This is a genomic window from Streptomyces albipurpureus, assembly GCF_023701525.1.
GTDB classification, from domain to species: domain Bacteria; phylum Actinomycetota; class Actinomycetes; order Streptomycetales; family Streptomycetaceae; genus Streptomyces; species Streptomyces albipurpureus.
The window spans coordinates 247,161-266,232 of the sequence record NZ_JAMQAW010000029.1 but is presented as its reverse complement, the minus strand read 5'-3'; the positions used below and the strand labels follow the sequence as shown (position 1 = coordinate 266,232).

At 66.5% G+C, this 19,072-nt stretch carries 18 protein-coding genes and 1 tRNA gene; 14 read left to right on the top strand and 5 right to left on the bottom strand.

What is annotated here, in order from left to right; all coding sequences use genetic code 11:
• The first annotated feature begins 208 nt into the window (after positions 1–208).
• The 10 genes from NBG84_RS24020 (at position 209) to NBG84_RS23975 (ending at position 8,605) form a co-directional block, all read left to right on the top strand.
• A complete protein-coding gene (locus NBG84_RS24020) occupies positions 209–580 on the top strand; it encodes a DUF6251 family protein (protein ID WP_250921640.1) in 372 nt (123 codons plus the stop codon).
• A gap of 76 nt (positions 581–656) precedes the next feature.
• A complete protein-coding gene (locus tag NBG84_RS24015; protein ID WP_250921639.1) occupies positions 657–1,061 on the top strand; it encodes a hypothetical protein in 405 nt (134 codons plus the stop codon).
• A 74-nt stretch (positions 1,062–1,135) separates the two neighbouring features.
• On the top strand, positions 1,136–1,303 hold the full coding sequence (locus NBG84_RS24010; protein ID WP_250921638.1) for a hypothetical protein: 168 nt from the start codon (positions 1,136–1,138) through the stop codon (positions 1,301–1,303).
• Positions 1,300–1,500, top strand: coding sequence for a DUF6257 family protein (locus NBG84_RS24005; protein ID WP_250921637.1), 201 nt, complete (start codon positions 1,300–1,302; stop codon positions 1,498–1,500). The genes NBG84_RS24010 and NBG84_RS24005 overlap by 4 nt, the downstream gene beginning before the upstream one ends.
• 88 nt (positions 1,501–1,588) lie before the next feature.
• Complete coding sequence (locus NBG84_RS24000; protein WP_250921636.1) at positions 1,589–3,706, top strand: zonular occludens toxin domain-containing protein; 2,118 nt, start codon at positions 1,589–1,591, stop codon at positions 3,704–3,706.
• A 195-nt stretch (positions 3,707–3,901) separates the two neighbouring features.
• Complete coding sequence (locus tag NBG84_RS23995; RefSeq protein ID WP_250921635.1) at positions 3,902–4,210, top strand: hypothetical protein; 309 nt, start codon at positions 3,902–3,904, stop codon at positions 4,208–4,210.
• An 88-nt stretch (positions 4,211–4,298) separates the two neighbouring features.
• Entirely contained in the window at positions 4,299–5,168 is an 870-nt protein-coding gene (locus tag NBG84_RS23990; RefSeq protein WP_250921634.1) for a bifunctional DNA primase/polymerase, read from the top strand.
• 3 nt (positions 5,169–5,171) lie between these two features.
• Positions 5,172–6,644, top strand: a complete 1,473-nt coding sequence (locus NBG84_RS23985; RefSeq protein ID WP_250921633.1) for an ATP-binding protein — start codon at positions 5,172–5,174, stop codon at positions 6,642–6,644.
• A 567-nt stretch (positions 6,645–7,211) separates the two neighbouring features.
• Positions 7,212–7,421, top strand: coding sequence for an excisionase family DNA-binding protein (locus NBG84_RS23980; protein WP_250921659.1), 210 nt, complete (start codon positions 7,212–7,214; stop codon positions 7,419–7,421).
• Entirely contained in the window at positions 7,421–8,605 is a 1,185-nt protein-coding gene (locus NBG84_RS23975; RefSeq protein WP_250921632.1) for a tyrosine-type recombinase/integrase, read from the top strand. Before NBG84_RS23980 ends, NBG84_RS23975 begins: the two co-directional genes overlap by 1 nt.
• Before the next feature lie 51 nt (positions 8,606–8,656).
• On the opposite strand, the gene NBG84_RS23970 is transcribed toward NBG84_RS23975, so the two are convergent.
• Positions 8,657–8,730, bottom strand: a tRNA-Gly gene (locus tag NBG84_RS23970).
• A 462-nt stretch (positions 8,731–9,192) separates the two neighbouring features.
• Between NBG84_RS23970 and dcd the strand changes: the two genes are divergently transcribed.
• Together dcd and NBG84_RS23960 are read left to right on the top strand one after the other, a co-directional pair.
• Positions 9,193–9,768, top strand: coding sequence for a dCTP deaminase (gene dcd, locus NBG84_RS23965; protein WP_250921631.1), 576 nt, complete (start codon positions 9,193–9,195; stop codon positions 9,766–9,768).
• 3 nt (positions 9,769–9,771) lie between these two features.
• On the top strand, positions 9,772–10,269 hold the full coding sequence (locus NBG84_RS23960; protein WP_250921630.1) for a phosphoribosyltransferase: 498 nt from the start codon (positions 9,772–9,774) through the stop codon (positions 10,267–10,269).
• 63 nt (positions 10,270–10,332) lie between these two features.
• On the opposite strand, the gene NBG84_RS23955 is transcribed toward NBG84_RS23960, so the two are convergent.
• The 4 genes from NBG84_RS23955 to NBG84_RS23940 all read right to left on the bottom strand — a co-directional run bounded on the left by NBG84_RS23955 (position 10,333) and on the right by NBG84_RS23940 (position 16,091).
• The gene (locus NBG84_RS23955) at positions 10,333–11,223 is read right to left on the bottom strand and encodes a Yip1 family protein (RefSeq protein WP_250921629.1); all 891 of its coding nucleotides are present in this window, start codon (positions 11,221–11,223) and stop codon (positions 10,333–10,335) included.
• Positions 11,224–11,434: 211 nt separating this feature from the next.
• Positions 11,435–12,520 (bottom strand): FG-GAP repeat domain-containing protein, encoded by a 1,086-nt coding sequence (locus NBG84_RS23950; protein ID WP_250921628.1) that lies wholly within the window; start codon positions 12,518–12,520, stop codon positions 11,435–11,437.
• A gap of 540 nt (positions 12,521–13,060) precedes the next feature.
• Entirely contained in the window at positions 13,061–15,352 is a 2,292-nt protein-coding gene (locus NBG84_RS23945; RefSeq protein WP_250921627.1) for a heterodisulfide reductase-related iron-sulfur binding cluster, read from the bottom strand.
• A 172-nt stretch (positions 15,353–15,524) separates the two neighbouring features.
• Positions 15,525–16,091, bottom strand: a complete 567-nt coding sequence (locus tag NBG84_RS23940; RefSeq protein ID WP_250921626.1) for a sugar transferase — start codon at positions 16,089–16,091, stop codon at positions 15,525–15,527.
• Positions 16,092–16,484: 393 nt separating this feature from the next.
• On the opposite strand from NBG84_RS23940, the gene dnaK reads away from it, so the two are divergent.
• Both dnaK and grpE read left to right on the top strand, forming a co-directional pair.
• Entirely contained in the window at positions 16,485–18,341 is a 1,857-nt protein-coding gene (dnaK, locus tag NBG84_RS23935; protein WP_250921625.1) for a molecular chaperone DnaK, read from the top strand.
• Positions 18,338–19,063 (top strand): nucleotide exchange factor GrpE, encoded by a 726-nt coding sequence (gene grpE / locus NBG84_RS23930; RefSeq protein ID WP_250921624.1) that lies wholly within the window; start codon positions 18,338–18,340, stop codon positions 19,061–19,063. The genes dnaK and grpE overlap by 4 nt, the downstream gene beginning before the upstream one ends.
• Positions 19,064–19,072 lie beyond the last annotated feature (9 nt).

The following is a 19,072-nucleotide window of genomic DNA, read 5'->3' as shown; positions in this document are numbered from 1 at the left end:
CGATCTTGTCGGCACCAAGCTGCCCAAACTGCCGCACTCATAGGCATTTTCAATGACGCTCAACAATGGGCTGCACCTGGATGACCAACGTCGAAGCCCGCCAAGCCGTCCCACCCGCCTACACCCAGTGGATCGGTCGGCAGTTCCTCACCCACCAGGTGCAGGGGGCCGCCGCGTGAACCCATCTGACCCTCCTGAGGAGCCCCGCATGGAGTCCCTGCCCGAGCCTGCCCGGGTGCGGCTGCCGGACGGTAGCCAGGTCTACGCCTACATCAACCCCGCCGACCTACCCACCGCTCACCAACCGCAGATCGTGCACCAGCACATCCACCAGGCGCCCCCGGACCGCACCGTGCAGCGGGTCGCATTGGGGTCCGGGATCGGGGCCGGAGCAGTCGGAGCCAGCGTCTATTTCGGTCCGCTGCTGGTCGCCGCCATCACGTCCATGGCTGTTTCGCTTGCCGTGGCCGCGCTGGTCATCATCGCGATCACCTGGGGCCTGGTCACTGTCGTGCGATCCGTGGGCGGTCCGGATGGCAAGGCCGCTGCGAAAAACCTGAGCAAGGCCCGTCGCGGCTGACGGCTGCCTAGTCGCACCCGGACCTCGTTCCGGGTGCGGTGGGGAGCCGGGACAGTCCCGGCACCAGGAAGGTGGCATGACCTCATACCCACGACAGGACGGCCGGCCGCTGCCAGCGTGGACCGCTATGTGTCTGGAGGCCCGGCAGGATCTGGCCGAGGAAACGCCCCACAGGCTTCAGCGGCTGATGTACATGAGCAACGCCGTCGATGTGCCCGCCGACGCGTTCGCCGCTCACACCGCCGCCGCTGGCCGCAGGCTGCGGAAGCTGCTGCGCGACGACCCCAACGCCATGGCCTACTTCAACGGCTGGACGTTCGCCGCCGCAGCCGACACCGCCGACCCCATGCGCGCAGCGGAAGCCGAGTACTACCTGTGCGACGCGCTGATCGAATACGGCGCCCAGGTCCACGACTTTCCCGGTCACCCAGTGCTCGACCCCTCCCTCTACGGCCTCTACGAGGAAGAGCAACCGGCCTGACGGCTGCCTGCCCTACCCGCCACACGCGGGCGGGGTGGGGAGCCGGGACAGACCCGGCGCCAGAAACGGGAGCCATGACCAGCCAGGAATACCGCACCCGCGCTGAGCAGCTGCTCACGCCTCTGCCCGGACGGCCGATGCCGTCACTCGACGCCGTACGACTCGCGGACGTCTATGCACGCCTCGCCCTCTCCGCCTCCCTCGACACCGGTAGCGAGCACACCGAGGAGGCCCGTCGATGAACCGCGACGAACCCCAGCTGACCGTGGCCGAGAAAGCGCGGGTCGTGTACTACGTCGCCCGCATGGCTAAGCGCGGTATCGCCGACCCTGACCGGCAGCGCGGCACGGTCGATCTCTCTGACCTGGAACGCGGGGTGGAGCGGGTCATCGACGGTGCCCGCAAGCGCGAAGAACGCGCCGCCAAGGCAAGCAAGTAGCTGCCCCGGGGTGACCGCCCGGTCTCGCCAAAGATGCGCGGTCACCCCGGCCCATCAGTCCCGAATCAGACCTCAGGAGGTCTCCAGCATGACGGACAACGCCAACGTCGTTCCTCTGTTCAAGGCCCCACCCGACGCTCCGCCCATGCCATCCCATCCACCGGTCTCCATCCCGGCCCCGGTCGATGCGACCGAGCGAGCGGGGAAGCTGCGGCGTTCGGCCCGGTCGGTGAAGCGGGTTGCCACCCACGAACGCACCCGTACCGCGGCTGCGTTGGTCGCCCGACATGGCGCCTACACCCTCGGTGGCACCCGCATCGTTGCCCGCCGCGCGTGGGACGGCCGTACGACCGCACGCTATGAGCGGATGATGCGGGGCGCTGAACTGGCCGGTCAGTACGAACAAGCCGCAGAGTGGGAACAGCGTGCGGCGGTGTTCCGGTCCGCGCGTCATCAGCGGCGCATGGATCTGTTGGCGGCTCCGCAGCGTGCGGCCAAGGCGGCCCTGTGGGGTACCGGTCTGGGTGTCGGCGGTCTCCTCGCTCTGGGTACGACCATGGCGATTGCCACCGAGGATGTATCGAACGTGATCGCCCCGACCATGGGCGTGATCGAGTTGGTTCACTGGCTCGCGGTCATCGTCTCCGTCGTGTGGGGGCCGCTGGTCGCGTTCGGTCCCTGGCTTGCCCTGGTCGCGTTGTGGGCGGTGGGTCGGTCGCGTGGGGCGGCTCCTGCCTGGTCCATGCCCCCAAGTGCCGGTGGCCAGGGGGATGTTGTCCCCGATGAAGGCGCCATTCTCGATGCGCTGCGGCATTTGGGTATCGGCCCGTTGAACAAGGCGGTCAAGGAAGGGTGGCAACCCCGCTGGGTGTCCGGTACCGGCCGGTTGGGCAACGGATGGCACACCCAACTCCAACTCCCCTTGGGCGTAACCGTGGAGATGGTCAACGGCAAGAAAACCGTCCTCGCACACAACCTGCTGCGCAAGCCGGTGGAAGTCTGGCCCACCGAACCGCACAACCAACCCGGTGTCCTTGACCTGTGGGTGGCCGATCAGGGGTCCCTGTCCGGGACAGTGCCCGACTGGCCGCTGCTGGTGGAGGGGGAGGCCGACTACTTCAAGGGCGTGCCGCTGGGTGTGTCCCAGCGTGGTGAGCCGGTGTTCGGCAAGCTCATGGCCGCCAACTACATGGTCGGCGGGATCATGGGATCGGGTAAATCGTCCCTGGTCGTGGGCCTGCTCCTGGGTGCCATGCTCGATCGGCTGGTAGAGATCGAGGTCTATGTCATGGCCTACAACGTCGACTACGACGTCATGAAGCCGCGGCTGCGGACCCTGGTCAAGGGCGACGAAGACGAACAGATCGAGGCCGCGCTGATCGCGCTGCGGGGGCTGCGGGATGAGGTCACCCAGCGCGGGAAGCTCCTGGATGAGATGGGCGGGGAAGAGGTCGCCCTCACCCGGGGCATCGCCGAGCGGGACGTGCGGATGCGGCCCAAGGTGGTCGTTTTCGACGAGTGCCACGAACTCTTCATGCACAAGAAGCACGGCCCCGAAGCGGCTGAACTGGCCGTGAAGGTGATGAAGAAGGCGAGGAAGGTCGGCATCACGCTGATCTGGGTCACCGTCTCGCCGACCGCTGACAGCATCCCGAAGGACGTCACCCGCAACACCTCCCACCGGGTGGCGTTCGCGGTTGGTGACCACGTCGCCAACGATGGCCTACTCGGCACCGGGAAGCACAAGGCGGGGATCACCGCGACCACCCTCAACCCCGCCGAAAACGTCGGCACCGCCCTCACCGTGGGGTTCACCAAGAACCCGTTCGAACTGGTCCGCGCCTACTACGTCCGCAAAGACTCGACCATCGACCAGATCACCCCGGTGGTCACCCGCGCCCGCGCTCTACGAGAAGGCCTCACCGTGGCCCCGGTCGCGGAAGCCGGGCCGGTCGACCACCTAGCGAACATCGTCACCGTCCTCGGAGACAAGCCCACCATGCGGTCGACCGAAGTCCTGGCCGCGCTCATCGCGACGTGGCCGGCGCTGTATGGCAAGTGGACGTTCGCTGACCTGACCGGCGCCTTGACCGAGGTCGGGGCCGAGCCGCGCAAGCTCGGCGGGATCATGACCGTCCGCCTCTCCCGGGTCCTGGAAGGCATCGAAGAACGCGCCACCGGCACCGACGAAAGTAACGCTTCGTAAGGGGAGCTCGGAGGGGAGGTGGGGAGTTCTCCCCTACCGCCTCCCCTAGCCCGCCTCCCCGCCCCTGATCAGCGCATACCCCGGATTGGGGAGGCAGGGGAGGCGCCCCAGACACACCCCGTGGGCCCCGGTTTTCGCACTCTTCCAGGCCTTAGCTTGCCTCCCTCCCCGTCACAACCAGTTAAGGAGACCTCAATGGTCGACACCGTCACCGTGACGCGGCAGGTACACGGAAAACCAGATGTCCGCGATCTCGGCAAGAGCATCATCACGCCCCAGACCGTGCGGCTCATCTACCGGCTCGACAGTCCCGGGCCCATCAACGGGATCTATCCCGTCCGTGCCGAAGTGACCGGCCCCGCCCGCAGCGCACAGACAAACAAGCCACACAGCGACGGCATCCGCCACCTCACCGAGTTCTTCGACCGCGACCAACCGCAGCACTGGCCCACCTGGCTGATCCAGCTCGGAGCCGAACACCGCCCCCAGCAACACCACGCCTAACCCGAACACACCGAGGGCGGCCCCCGTCTCGCCAAAGTCCGGGGCCGCCCTCGTTCCAGCACCGACTTAGAGAACTGGAGATACCAGCATGACCCATGACCGCACCACCGCGCTGCTATCCGCGGCGCTGAATCTCGCTCAGCACGGGGTTCCCGTGCTGCCGCTACGGGCTAAGCGTCCCCCCGCGAACTGCCGATCCTGCCGGGACATGGTGTGTGGGGGAAGGCCGAACATGCTGCGTCCCGGCCCGTGCGGGTGCCCGCTCCCCTGCCACGCGTGGGCAGCTGCCACCACCGACACCCGTGTGCTCACCTCTGCCCAGTGGGCAGCCGACTGGCGCCACGCGGACGGCATCGCCTACCACCCCGGGGGAACAGAGCTGACCGTCGTGGACCTCGACAACCCCACCGCCGTCGCGTGGGCCCGTCGGGAGCTCCCCGCCACCCGGATCGTGTCCACCACCCGCGGGGAACACTGGATCTACCAGGGGGCCATGCGATCGGCGAACGCTGTCCGGGCCGGTGTCGACATCAAATCGACCATGGCCTATGCCCGGTGGCTCGGACCCGGTACCGGAACGATGACCGCACTGCCGGACACCCTGCGTGCCCTGGTGCTGAAGGACGCGACCGTCCCCAGCAAAGTCGAGCCTGTCTCCATTGGTGTGCGGCCCGTCCCGGTGCCCACGTCGGCCGGTGGTGGGGAGTGCAGGCACCGCACCCCCACCTACCTGACCCGCGGTATCGCCATGGCCGAGCAGTGCATCACCGAAGCTCAGAGCGCGATTCACGCGACCGTGTACCGCACGTTCCTCGCTGTCCTGTCGACGCATGGCCGGTGCGGCTGCCTCACCGAAGCCCACATCGACCGGCTATTCGCCGCCGCGCAGACCAAGGGCGAATCACCCCGCCACTGCTCTGATGCGTGGGCCAACGCCCAAACTGCGCTGGGGCTGTGAGCCATGAGCGACGACGAGAAGACCCCGGGCCGTGAAGTCATCACCGACTACGCAGCCCAGCATTTCCGCTACTTCCGCACCGCGGACGGGACCGTGTACGCGCAGAAGAACGGCCACCCCGTCGCCCGCCCGATCCGCTCACAAGGCACAACCGGCAGCCACCGACAGGAACTCATGGTCGGCCTCTACAACGACGGGCGTGGTGTGTTCAACGGAACCGCGCTCAAAGAAGCCCTCGACCTCATCGAAGCACTCGCCCTGAACACGGAGGTACAGGCCGTGCACATCCGCGTCGCCCCCGGCGCCGACGGAGCCACCTGGCTCGACCTCGGACGCAACGACGGGCAGTCGATCCGTATCCACCCCACCGGCTGGGACATCCTCACCCCCGACCCGCGGGAAGTGTGCTGGCGACGCACCCAACTCACCGGGGAACTACCCCTCCCAGTGAAGGGCACAAACGGCAAAGGCATCGACCTGTTGTTGCGGCTCAACAACTTCGCCACCGCGGAAACCGAGTGCCTTGCCATCGCGTGGTTGATCGGCTGCCTGGGCCCGTCCGTCCCCGTCCCCGCCCCCTTCCTCACCGGCCCCCAAGGGGCGGGCAAGAGCACGTCGGGCCGGATGCTCACCCGGGTCATCGAAGGAATGAGCGCAGACCTACGGCGCCCCCCGAAAGACGAAGAATCCCTAACAGCAGCCGTGGCCGCTGGATGGATCACCGCCCTCGACAACCTGTCCCACCTTGGCCCCGATCTGTCCGACCTCATGTGCTGCATCGTCACCGGCGCCGAGACCTTGAAAAGGGCCCTGTTCACCGACGGAGACGTCTACCGGGCCCGCTACCGGCGCCCCCTACTCATGACCGGCATCGACGTAGGCGTCATCCGACCCGACCTCGCCGAACGGCTCCTGCCACTACGGCTCGAACGCCCCACCATCCGCCGCACCGAGGCCGAGCTGTGGCGGGAGTTCGAAGAGGTCCTGCCCGTGATCCTCGGTTCGCTGCTGGACCTGACCGTCCAGGTGCGAGCCGCGCAGACCGACATCCCCACCGACCTACGTATGGCCGACTTCGCCCACCTGTGCGCCCAGTTGGACGCGGCGACCGGTCTCGGAGCGCTAAACGCCTACCGGGCCACTCTGGACGACCTCAATGACGACGTCATCGAAGGTGACCTGCTCGCGCAGACCGTCCTTCAGCACGCTGCCACCCTCGAACCCGGCGCCGTGCTCCGGATGACGTCGGCTGAGTGGCTCCACGCGCTCACCCGCCTCTACAGCGGCGAAGACTGCCGCCCCCTACCTAAGGGATGGCCCACCACCGGCAAAGTCCTCTCAGACCGCCTCAAACGCCTCCAACCCACCCTCTCAGCCCGCGGCGTCGTCATCGAGTGGGGCCGCACCAAAACCGCCCGCTACATCGAACTCGACTGCCCCCCACCACCCAGCCCGGACCAACAGACAGCGTTCTAACCCACAGACATCCGCTGCGCTGCTGAACAAGCAAGAGGAGCACCCCGGCGCCGCGGTGCTCCTCTTGCTTATCCGGCGCTGTGCGCCGCCCAAAGGTCGTGCCGCGAAGCGGCTCCTTCCTCACGTTCTAACGGGTCGCACCACAACAGACACCACCCTCTTTTGTCCGAAGAAAGAAGACCCTGCGTCACCTGCGTCACCACCGGTACCAAGACCGTCAATGACCTGCGGCTTCACGGGTGACGCAGACGCCAAAAGCCTGCGTCACCCCGCGTCACCTGCGTCACCAATGACGCACGCCCTACGTCACCAATGACGCAGATCCGAACCCCTGCGTCACCCCAAAACCCCAGCTCAGACCACATCAGTGACGCAGATGACGCGGTGACGCAGAAATCCGCACCTCGGACAACACAGCCAACGCGAGAGACCGATACCGCTTCCCCGCAGACAGAAACGGGGCCTCCACCCCACCGCCTCACTGACAAGGAGTCACGCCTGATGGGCAACCTTGCTCACGCTGGCCGCAGGCTCACAGCCGTGCCCACCACGGTCAGACCTGCGCCGCTGGAGGAGACCTACCTAGACGTTCCAGCGCTCGCAAAGCTGCTGGGGACCACTGAGCGATTCCCGCGCCGTCTCGTAGCTGAGCGACGCATCCGGTACCTCAAGGCCGGTACTCACGTGCGTTTCCCTGCGAGCGCTGTCGAAGAGTTCCTTGCCGCCAACACCGTTGAACCGATTCGGCCGCGGCGCCGCATGAGGAGGGCCGCTTGATGGCCAAGCGCAACAAGAGCAAGACGAAGATGACGATGCGTCGGTTCGGGGCAGTCAGGCAGTACCGGTCCGGGCGCTGGACTGCCTCGTACCTGGACCCGACAGGGGAACGGCGCCGTGCGCCCGAGACTTTCGAGACGAAGACCGATGCCGAAATTTGGCTCTCGCAGGTCGAAGCGGACATGACCCGCGACACGTGGCGGAACCCGGACGCAGGGGCAGTGAACTTTGCGGAGTACGCGAAGAAGTGGGTGGTGGAACGGAATGTCGCCCCCCTCACTGAGGAGTTGTACACCCGGCTGCTCAGGCTCCACCTCCTCCCTACATTTGGTGCGGTCGACCTTGACGAGATCACCCCACCGCACGTGCGGGAGTGGAGGGCGGAGCGTCTGACCACTACGGGTGCCACGACCGTGGCGAAGTCCTACCGGCTACTGAAAGCCATCCTGGAGACCGCGACCGATGACGAGCTGATCCGCCGCAACCCCTGCCGCATCCGCGGCGCTGGAAAGGAGGTCTCCCAGTCGGGCCAGGTGGCGACAGTGGATCAGGTCGATGCGCTCGCTGATGCCGTCGGGCCTCGCTGGCGGCTCATGGTGTACCTCGGCGCGTACGGTCCGATGCGCCCAGAGGAACTGGCCGAACTACGGCGCAAAGACGTCGACCTCGATGCGATGACCATTCGGGTGCGCATGGCAGCGCCCGAACTGGCGACCGGTCGTCGCGCTCTGGGCGAGACCAAGTCAGACGCTGGTAAGCGGCTCGTCGCCCTGCCGGCCTTTCTGCGGACCGACCTTGTGCGGCATCTCGACTGGTACGCCGAGACGGGCCCGAGCGGGCTGCTGTTCGTGGGGGAGCGGGGCAAGCCGTTCCGGCGCTCCACCTTCGGGCGGAAGTGGCGCAAGGCTCGGGCGTACGTCGGGCTGCCGGACGACTTTCGTTTCTACGATCTTCGTCACACGGGGCACACCCTCTCGACTCGGTCGGGCGCGACGCTCAAGGACACGATGGTGCGGGCCGGGCAGTCGTCGGAGAAGGCCGCGCTGATCTATCAGCACTCTGACCATGAGCGGCAGAAGGAGGTAGCGGGCGGACTGGACCGGATGGTGCGGCTGACCCGTGAGAAGGGGCGCGAGGAGCGCGAAAAGGGTTCAGGCGGTGCGCAGGTGGTGCGGGAGCCCTAGAGAGGTCTAGACAACATGAAGCCCCCGGGTCTCTGACCTGGGGGTTTTCTTTGGAGCGGGTGACGAGAATCGAACTCGCGCTCTGAGCTTGGGAAGCTCATGTTCTACCATTAAACTACACCCGCGAATGACCGCCCATAGGCAGTCGCAGCGACGCTCACTCTACCCCATTCCAGGCCCATGGCGTATGAAGCCCATGGGCCTTTCGCGTGTGTCGGGTGGCTATGTGGGTGCGGTGGGCGGGAGTTGGGGCGTACCGTTGGGGGGCGGAGTGCCGGGTGCGGTGCGGGGTGGTTGATCCCCTAATGTGGTCGTTCGTCCACATTCTTTGGGGAAGGGACTCGATGGACTTGATGGATCGCACCGTCGTCCGCTGTGCCGACGGGCACGTCTTCGCTACTGCCTCGTTTCCGATGCAGCACCTTGGGGCTGCCAGGATCGGGCCCGGGCGGCTTGTGCGGTGTCCGCGGTGTGCGCGGCTTCGCAGTGCTGTGCCGGTGGGTGCTGCCAAGCGGTAGTTGCCCATGAGGTGGCGCGCGGAGCCGTCCGATTGGGGCGGGTCCGCGCGCTCTGCGTATCCTCGGGGGGTGCTTCTCTCAGACAAGGATATCCGGGCCGAGATCGCCGCCGGTCGTGTACGAATCGACCCTTATGACGAATCCATGGTGCAGCCCTCAAGCATCGATGTACGACTCGACCGCTACTTCCGGGTGTTCGAGAATCACCGCTACCCCCACATTGACCCTGCCGTAGAGCAGGCTGATCTCACTCGTACCGTTGAGCCCGAGGGCGATGAGGCGTTCATCCTTCATCCCGGTGAATTCGTCCTGGCTTCGACCTATGAAGTCATCTCCCTGCCGGACGATCTTGCGTCACGGCTTGAGGGGAAAAGCTCTCTCGGCCGGCTCGGGCTCGTCACGCATTCCACCGCGGGATTCATCGATCCCGGGTTCTCCGGGCATGTGACCCTTGAGCTCTCGAATCTCGCCACTCTGCCGATCAAGCTCTGGCCAGGAATGAAGATCGGGCAGCTCTGTCTGTTCCGGTTGAGTTGCCCCGCTGAGTTCCCGTACGGCAGTGAGCGGTACGGCTCTCGTTATCAGGGGCAGCGCGGACCCACAGCCTCCCGTTCGTTCCAGAACTTCCATCGGACGCAGGTGTGAGCCATGGCTGAGGTACGCGAGAACCTGACGTACGAGAATTTCGGCGGTGCGGTTCGGGAACTGGCGCAGACCATCGCCGATGATGGATACGAGCCCGACGTCGTGCTCTCCATCGCCCGAGGCGGGGTGTTTGTGGCCGGCGGGCTGGCGTACGCACTCGACTGCAAGAACATTCATCTGGTCAATGTCGAGTTCTATACCGGGGTGGGGACGACCCTGGAGATGCCGGTCATGCTCGCTCCCGTACCGAACGCGATCGACTTCTCCGACAAGAAGGTTCTGATCGCCGACGATGTCGCCGATACCGGTAAGACCCTCAAGCTGGTCCATGACTTCTGTGTCGACCATGTTGCCGAGGTTCGGTCCGCCGTTATCTACGAGAAGTCTCACTCGCTCGTTAAGTGCGAGTACGTCTGGAAGCGTACCGATGAGTGGATCAATTTCCCCTGGAGCGTCGAGAAGCCCGTCGTACGCAGGCAGGGGCAGGTTCTCGATTCCTGAGAACTGAGGAAAAGGGAGAGGGCCCGTCCGGTCACCGGACGGGCCCTCTCCCTTTTCGAATCGTCAGAGCGTGCCCAGCTTGATGATCGACAACAGTGCGATCAGTTGGATGGAGGACGCTCCCAGCGCCTTGGGCCACGGTAGGTCGTGTGACCTGCTCACCATCAGGGTGAAGAGGGCTCCCGCACCCAGCCAGGTGGCCCAGCCCAGCAGTTGGACCAGCGAGTTCTCGCCGCCCAGGAAGAGCGCGAAGAGCAACCGGGGCGCATCGGTGATCGACATGATCAGCATGGAGAGGCCGATGGTCGGCTGCCAGGCCCCGCTGCCGCCGAGTTGGCGGGCGAGGGTGTGGGTCACCGCGCCCAGGATCAGGCCTGCGACCACCAACGCGACGCCCGTGGTCAGCACATACGGGATCGCCGATGAGATCGTTGCGTTGATCGTCTCTTCGCGCGCCTTGTCGAAGCCGAAGATGGCGAGCAGGCCGTAGAGGAAGGTGACGACCAGCGCCGGGCCCCAGACGGCGTAGTCCCGCATCTGCCAGAAGGTCGCCTTCGGGCGCAGCACGATTCCGCTCAGCAACTGCTTCCAGTGCAGTCGCGGGCCGGCCGGTGGCGCGGGTGTATTGCCCGCCTGGTAGGTCGCGCCGTCGGCATAGGGGTCATTGACGCTGAACGCCTGGGTATGACCTGGGTTGTTTGCGTAGGGGTCCTGCGGCGTGGGGCCGCCGTGATGCGGTTGGCCGCCCTGGTGAGGGTCGCCGAAGTATTCCGGCTCGCCGTACTGCGGCTGATGGCCTTGACGGCCACCAGCCCCCTGGGGCCATTGCGGCGGCTGCTGTGGCTGCCGCGCATACGGCGGCTGGCCGCCACCACCCGCGTAGGGCGGTGGTGCCTGCCGAGGTTGCTGCTGCGTGCGGTTGTCCCGGCCGCGTCCGATCCTGAATCCAGCCACGCCTTGAACGTACCCGTTCTCTCTGGGTCAAGTACGGGCGCACGGTGTTGAGCGCCCCCATTGCGGCCGACCTGTGACATCCCCTAGGGGAACCCTGGGGGGTCAGCACCCATGTCCCGGCCAGGGCCTTTCTAGCCAGGGTCCTTCTTGTCAGGGCACATGGGTGCACTCCTTTCCCCTGGGTTTGTCGCGGGGGCAGCCTTGGGCCGCATCACCGTAGGAAGATCGCCGTGCTGAACGTCAGCAGCGGCTTGGTTCCCTTCCGCTTGGTCCCGTACACCGCCACCACATCGACCCGTTCGTCCTGGTGGGTCCGGGTCACCACGTCCCGGCGTCTGTCGCCGTCGAAGTCCGCGTAGCGCAGGAAGTCCGTCACCCCGTCGGCGAGCGGGGGTTCTCCGGGAGGCTTCAGGGCCTTCGTTCCATAGGTGCCGCCGGCCTTGCCCGGCCCCTGCGGGCCGCCCAGCAGCACGGTGCCCCGGAATGCCTGGCCCACCCGTGGCGGGCGCTCGGTGATCACCAGATCGTCATAGCCGTCGTCATTGATGTCGGCGTCGCCCGCCGGCACTGCCAGCGCCGCACCGCCGTCTGGCAGCGGGGCGCCCGCCGCCTTGGGCGCGCCCGCCCTGGTGAAGGGTCCGCGCAGATAACTGATGCGGCCCGCGGACGCGGTGATGGCGAGGTCGGCGCTGCCGTCGCCGTCGAAGTCGCCGCAGACCGGGTTGTCCGGCCACTCATCCCCGTAACGGGCCCGCTCGGGGATTTTCAGGACGACGGCCTTGCCGCCGATCCCCTTCGGGGAGCCGAAGAGTAGTTGGAGGGGTACGGGCGGACGGCCGACTCCGTCGTAGGGCGGGTCCGTGGTCACCACGAGGTCCGCGAAGCCGTCCCCGTCCAGGTCGCAGGAGACCTCGGCGTCGAACGCCGCGGGCAGCGCGCCCTCGGTTGCCGCCGCGTTCTGGCGCACGGTGAGCAGCCGGTGGACGGCCGGGTCGAGGGCGCGTGGGCCCGCGGTGCCGTAGACGATGCCGATGCCCGCGTCGTCGCCATGGCTGTCCTTGGGATCTTTGACCAGGTCGTTGAGTACGAGATCACGGTGGCCATCACCGTTTAAGTCATCGGGGAGCTTGCTGCCCTTGCCCGAGGGGACCGGGAGTTGAGGGGCGGGGGCCCGACTCGCGGTGGGGGGAGCATCGCCGTTCTTGGCCGACTCGGCGGAGTCGTCGGCGGCCGAGCAGCCCACCAGCAGGGTGAGGCAGAGGGCGGCCGGAACCAGAGCGCGGAGGGTGCCTGGCATGGATGACAGGGGGGCGGAAAAGTTGTGGATCAGCACTCGGGACCCGGTGGCCGATCGCTGCTCTCTGACCCGAACCCAGGTCCACTTCTTCCCTGCGCCTGCTGCCACAACATCCGTCCCATCTCCATTCGGCCGCCCCATGATGCTCTGTCCTGTCACCCTCGTACAGCCGGAATTTGACGGGACGGACGGCGGCTGGGCGTTCTGGGCGGAGGGCATCTGATTCGGGTGGAGTGTGCGGGATATGGCGCTTGGTCCGGTACGGTCCGCCCCCTGATGACCAGGACCGGGAGCAGGACCAGAAACAGGAGCGGGAGCAGGACAGAGAACAGAAACAGGGGGAGCAGGACCAGGGCAAGGGCCAGGGCTTCTTCGTGTCCCGTAGCAGGGGGCAGGGCAGCGGTCCCGGGCAGCCGGAGTCGCCGGTAGTAGACGGAGGAAGCGGCCGGTCCTGCCCCCGAGGCAGTCCCGACCGCTTCCTCGCGCCGTGTCTCCGTGCCGCCACCTGAGGTTGCGGCGGGTTGATCGGTGACCGGTCGGCTACTTCACCGGCTCCGGCTGCGGGGCGTCCGCAGGTGAGTCCGCTGCGGCCGGTGGGTCCGATGGAGGGAGCTTCACCGAGTCCAGGAGGAGTTGGGCCACATCCACGACCTGGAGGGTTTCCTTGGCCTCGCCGGCGTTCTTCTTGCCGTTGACCGAGTCGCTCAGCATCACCAGGCAGAACGGGCAGGCGGTGGAGACGATGTCCGGGTTGAGGGAGAGGGCCTCGTCCACGCGTTCGTTGTTGATGCGCTTGCCGATCCGCTCCTCCATCCACATCCGCGCGCCACCGGCACCGCAGCAGAAACCGCGTTCCTTGTGGCGGTGCATCTCCTGCTGACGTAGACCGGGGACGGCGGACATGATCTCGCGCGGCGGTGTGTAGACCTTGTTGTGCCGACCCAGGTAGCACGGGTCGTGGTAGGTGATCAGACCCTCCACGGGGGTCACCGGGATCAGCTTGCCCTCGTCGATCAGATGCTGGAGCAGTTGGGTGTGGTGGATGACCTCGAACTCGCCACCCAGCTGCGGGTACTCGTTGGCGATGGTGTTGAAGCAGTGCGGGCAGGTGGCGACGATCTTCTTCGCGGACTTGGGCTTGCGCGTCGAGTCGTCCTCGTCATCCTCGCCGAAGGCCATGTTCAGCATCGCGACGTTCTCCTGGCCGAGCTGCTGGAACAGCGGCTCGTTGCCCAGGCGCCGAGGTGAGTCACCGGTGCACTTCTCCTCGCCGCCCATGATGGCGAACTTGACGCCCGCCATGTGGAGGAGTTCGGCGAAGGCCTTGGTGGTCTTCTTGGCGCGGTCTTCCAGGGCTCCGGCGCAGCCGACCCAGTAGAGGTAGTCGACCTCGGTGAGGTCCTCGATGTCCTGGCCGACGATCGGGACCTCGAAGTCGACCTCCTTGGTCCACTCGACGCGCTGCTTCTTCGCGAGACCCCAGGGGTTGCCCTTCTTCTCCAGGTTCTTCAGCATCGTGCCGGCCTCGGACGGGAAGGCCGACTCGATCATCACCTGGTAGCGGCGCATGTCGACGATGTGGTCGATGTGCTCGATGTCCACCGGGCACTGCTCGACACAGGCGCCGCAGGTGGTGCAGGACCAGAGCACGTCCGGGTCGATGACACCGTTCTCTTCGAGGGTGCCGATCAGGGGGCGTTCGGCCTCCGCCAGTGCCGCGGCGGGTACGTCCTTGAGCGCCTCGGCGGATGCCTTCTCCTCGCCCTCCATCGTCTTGCCGCCACCGGCCAGCAGATAGGGGGCCTTGGCGTGGGCGTGGTCGCGCAGGGACATGATCAGCAGCTTGGGGGAGAGCGGCTTCCCGGTGTTCCAGGCGGGGCACTGGGATTGGCAGCGGCCGCACTCGGTACAGGTGGAGAAGTCGAGGATGCCCTTCCAGGAGAAGTGCTCGACCTGGGAGACGCCGAAGACGGTTTCCTCCGCGCCCTCCTCGTCGTCGAAGACGGTCTCGAAGTCGATCTCCTTGCCACCGGAGACCATCGGCTGGAGCGGGCCGAGCGCGGACTCGCCGTCGGCGTTGCGCTTGAACCAGATGTTGGGGAAGCCGAGGAAGCGGTGCCAGGCGACACCCATGTTGGTGTTGAGCGAGACCGTGATCATCCAGATCAGCGAGGTGCCGATCTTGATCATCGCGGTGAAGTAGATCAGCGTCTGGAGGGTGGCGACGCTCAGTCCGTCGAAGGCGAGGACCAGGGGGTAGGAGACGAAGTACGCGGCCTCGTAGCCGTCGACGTGGTGGATCGCGCCTTCGAGTCCACGCAGGACGAGGATCGCGATGCCGATGGTGAGGATGACGTACTCGACGAAGTACGCCTGCCAGGCCTTGGAGCCCGCGAACCGGGACTTGCGGCCGGCTCGGGAGGGAAGGTTGAGCAGCCGGATCGCCATCAGGGTGACGATGCCGACCACGGTCATCAGACCGATGAACTCGATGTACATCTCGAACGGTACGAAGCCGCCGATGACGGGGAGCATCCAGTCGGCCTGGAAGAGTTGGCCGTATGCCTGGGCCAGGGTCGGCGGCAGCGTCAGGAAGCCGATCGCGACGAACCAGTGGGCGAAGCCCACGATTCCCCACCGGTTCATCCGGGTGTGGCCGAGGAACTCCTTGGCCAGGGTGATCGTGCGCTGCTGGGGGCTGTCGGTGCGGCTGCCCGCGGGCACGGGCTGGCCGAGCTTGACGAAGTGGTAGATCTGCGTGACGGCTCGGGCGATGAGCGCAACGCCGACCACGGTCAAGACCAGCGACACAATGATCGCGGCGAGTTGCATTTCGGGGCTCCTCGGGCCTGCGAGGTTGGGAAAGGTCCAGCAGGGCGACCTCAGACGGGTGGCCGACCGGACAGCTACCCGCGTACTACTAAGCGGTAACTTATTTGATTTGTGCTGAGCGTATCCAGTTCTGCCGTCGCACTGTAGTTACCGGATTGGTGATCTTTGTCGCTCAGGTGACCCTTGCCGGGCCGTGTTCCCGGCGGTCGGGCGCGATGCGCGGACCCCGACCGCGTACGCAGGTGGGTACGGTCCGCGCCAGGATCAGGAGGTCCATGCCCAGCCAGTGCTCCTCCGCGTAGTGCAGATCCAGTACGGCCATCTCTTCCCAGGGCAGCCCCGAGCGCCCGCCGATCTGCCAGAGGCCGGTGATTCCGGGGCGTACGGCCATCCTGGCGCGGTCGGGGGCTCCCGCGGCCTTCTCGGGCGGTAGTGGCCGCGGGCCCACCAGGGACATCTCGCCGCGGATCACATTGATCAGTTGGGGCAGCTGGTCAAGGAAGTGGTGACGCAGCCTTCGTCCCCACGCGGTCGAGGGGGCGGTCTGGAAGGTGAACATCGCGAACGGTGTTCCGCCCAGGCCGAGGCGTTCCCGCCGAGTCACGGCGGGGCCCCGGGAGGTGGCGGCGATGGCTGCTCCGAGAGTGAGCAGCAGAGGGGCGAGGAGAAGGAGGAGGGCGCTGGCTCCGATGAGGTCGATGACTCGCTTCGCGGGTGCGGCGGTTCGCTCATCGGGCATGGCGCGCGTTCCTCATCCGTCGGGGTCCCGGGGGATCCAGGGGGATCCCGACGGGACCTGCGTCATCTCTCGGCCCTGTGGTGGCGGCTCTTCGTGATCCATCGGGGCGGTGCCGGTGGGTGCCCGCCACCTCCTGGGGTGGCCTCAGCGGGTCGCGCCCGCACCGGCCATGCGCTACCCCCAATTGGATCATTTAGGGGTATTACGGGCATGACTCTTGCAGATGGGGTGCTGGTGTGGTGGATGCGCCACGCGTGGGGGGCCTCGGGGGTGAGGGTGCACATAAGGGTGGGATAAAAGTTGAGTGGGGTCGACTCAGCTCTGTTGACGCGGGAGTCTTGGTCATGCATCCTTGAGCGAGATCCACTCAAGTAGTCAGCTGGAGGAATTGACATGGCACGTGCGGTCGGCATCGACCTGGGCACGACTAACTCCGTCGTCAGCGTTCTGGAGGGCGGCGAGCCCACCGTCATCACCAACGCCGAGGGTGCCAGGACCACGCCGTCCGTCGTCGCCTTCGCGAAGAACGGTGAAGTGCTGGTAGGCGAGGTAGCCAAGCGCCAGGCGGTCACAAACGTCGACAGGACCATTCGGTCGGTCAAGCGCCACATGGGCACCGACTGGAAGATCGAGATCGACGGGAAGACGTTCAACCCGCAGCAGATGAGCGCCTTCATCCTGCAGAAGCTGAAGCGGGACGCGGAGTCCTACCTGGGCGAGAAGGTCGCCGACGCGGTGATCACCGTCCCGGCCTACTTCAACGACTCCGAGCGTCAGGCCACCAAGGAAGCCGGCGAGATCGCGGGCCTCAACGTCCTGCGCATCGTCAACGAGCCGACGGCCGCCGCTCTCGCGTATGGCCTCGACAAGGACGACCAGACGATCCTGGTCTTCGACCTCGGTGGTGGCACCTTCGACGTCTCCCTGCTGGAGATCGGCGATGGCGTCGTCGAGGTGAAGGCCACCAACGGTGACAACCACCTCGGTGGTGACGACTGGGACCAGCGCGTCGTCGACTACCTGGTCAAGCAGTTCGCCAACGGTCACGGCGTGGACCTCGGCAAGGACAAGATGGCGCTCCAGCGTCTCCGCGAGGCCGCGGAGAAGGCGAAGATCGAGCTGTCGTCGTCCACCGAGACCTCGATCAACCTGCCGTACATCACGGCGTCCGCCGAGGGCCCGCTGCACCTGGACGAGAAGCTCACGCGGGCTCAGTTCCAGCAGCTGACCTCGGATCTGCTGGACCGCTGCAAGACCCCGTTCCAGAACGTCATCAAGGACGCGGGCATCGCCCTCTCCGAGATCGACCACGTGGTGCTGGTCGGTGGCTCCACCCGGATGCCCGCCGTCGCCGAGCTCGTCAAGGAGCTGACCGGCGGCAAGGAGGCCAACAAGGGTGTGAACCCGGACGAGGTCGTCGCCATCGGCGCCTCGCTCCAGGCCGGTGTCCTCAAGGGCGAGGTCAAGGACGTACTGCTCCTCGACGTGACCCCGCTGTCCCTCGGCATTGAGACCAAGGGCGGCATCATGACCAAGCTCATCGAGCGGAACACCACGATTCCGACGAAGCGCTCCGAGATCTTCACCACGGCCGAGGACAACCAGCCGTCCGTGCAGATCCAGGTCTACCAGGGCGAGCGCGAGATCGCCGCGTACAACAAGAAGCTCGGGATGTTCGAGCTCACCGGTCTGCCGCCGGCCCCGCGCGGGGTCCCGCAGATCGAGGTCTCCTTCGACATCGACGCCAACGGCATCATGCACGTGACCGCGAAGGACCTGGGCACGGGCAAGGAGCAGAAGATGACCGTCACCGGTGGCTCCTCGCTGCCGAAGGACGAGGTCGATCGGATGCGCCAGGAGGCCGAGCAGTACCAGGAGGAGGACCACCGCCGTCGCGAGGCCGCCGAGACGCGGAACCAGGGCGAGCAGCTGGTCTACCAGACCGAGAAGTTCCTCAAGGACAACGAGGACAAGGTTCCCGGTGAGGTGAAGACCGAGGTCGAGACCTCGCTCACCGAGCTGAAGGAGAAGCTCAAGGGCGAGGACATCGCCGAGATCCGCACCGCCACGGAGAAGGTCGCGGCCGTCTCGCAGAAGCTGGGCCAGGCGATGTACGCGGACGCCCAGTCGCAGCAGGCAGCGGGCGCCCCGGGCGACGCCGGCGCGGGTCAGCCTGCTGACAGCGCGGACGACGTTGTTGACGCCGAGATCATCGACGACGACAAGGACGCCAAGGGTGGTGCCGCGTGACGGAGGAGACTCCGGGGTTCGACAAGCACGGTGAGCACGACGCGCAGGACAAGCACGAAGTGAACGACCCGAGCGAGGCGAACGCCGACGGTGCCGCATCCGATGGCGCCGCGTCCGACGGTGCCGCGACTGAAGGTGCGGCATCCGACGAGTCCTCCGCGAAGGAGGACAAGTCGGCCCTGTCCGGGGACGCGGCCAAGGTCACAAGCCTCACGGCGCAGCTGGACCAGGCTCGTACGGCGCTCAGCGAGCGCACCGGCGACCTCCAGCGGCTCCAGGCGGAGTACCAGAACTACCGCCGCCGGGTGGACCGGGATCGGATCACGGTCAAGGAGATCGCCACGGCGTCCCTGCTGACCGAGTTGCTTCCGGTGCTGGACGACATCGGACGCGCCCGTGAACACGGGGAACTGGTGGGCGGCTTCAAGTCCGTCGCCGAGTCCCTGGAGACCTCGGTCGCCAAGCTGGGTCTCCAGCAGTTCGGCAAGGAGGGCGAGCCCTTCGACCCGACGATCCACGAAGCGCTGATGCACAGCTATGCGCCGGACGTCACCGAAACCACATGCGTCGCGGTGCTCCAGCCTGGGTATCGCATCGGCGAGCGGACCATCAGGCCCGCTCGGGTCGCGGTGGCCGAGCCCCAGCCGGGTGCGGCCGCGGGTTCGAGCGGCAAGGATGAGGCGACGGACGACGAGGAGAGCGGTGGCCCGGACGAGGGCTGACGCGCAGAC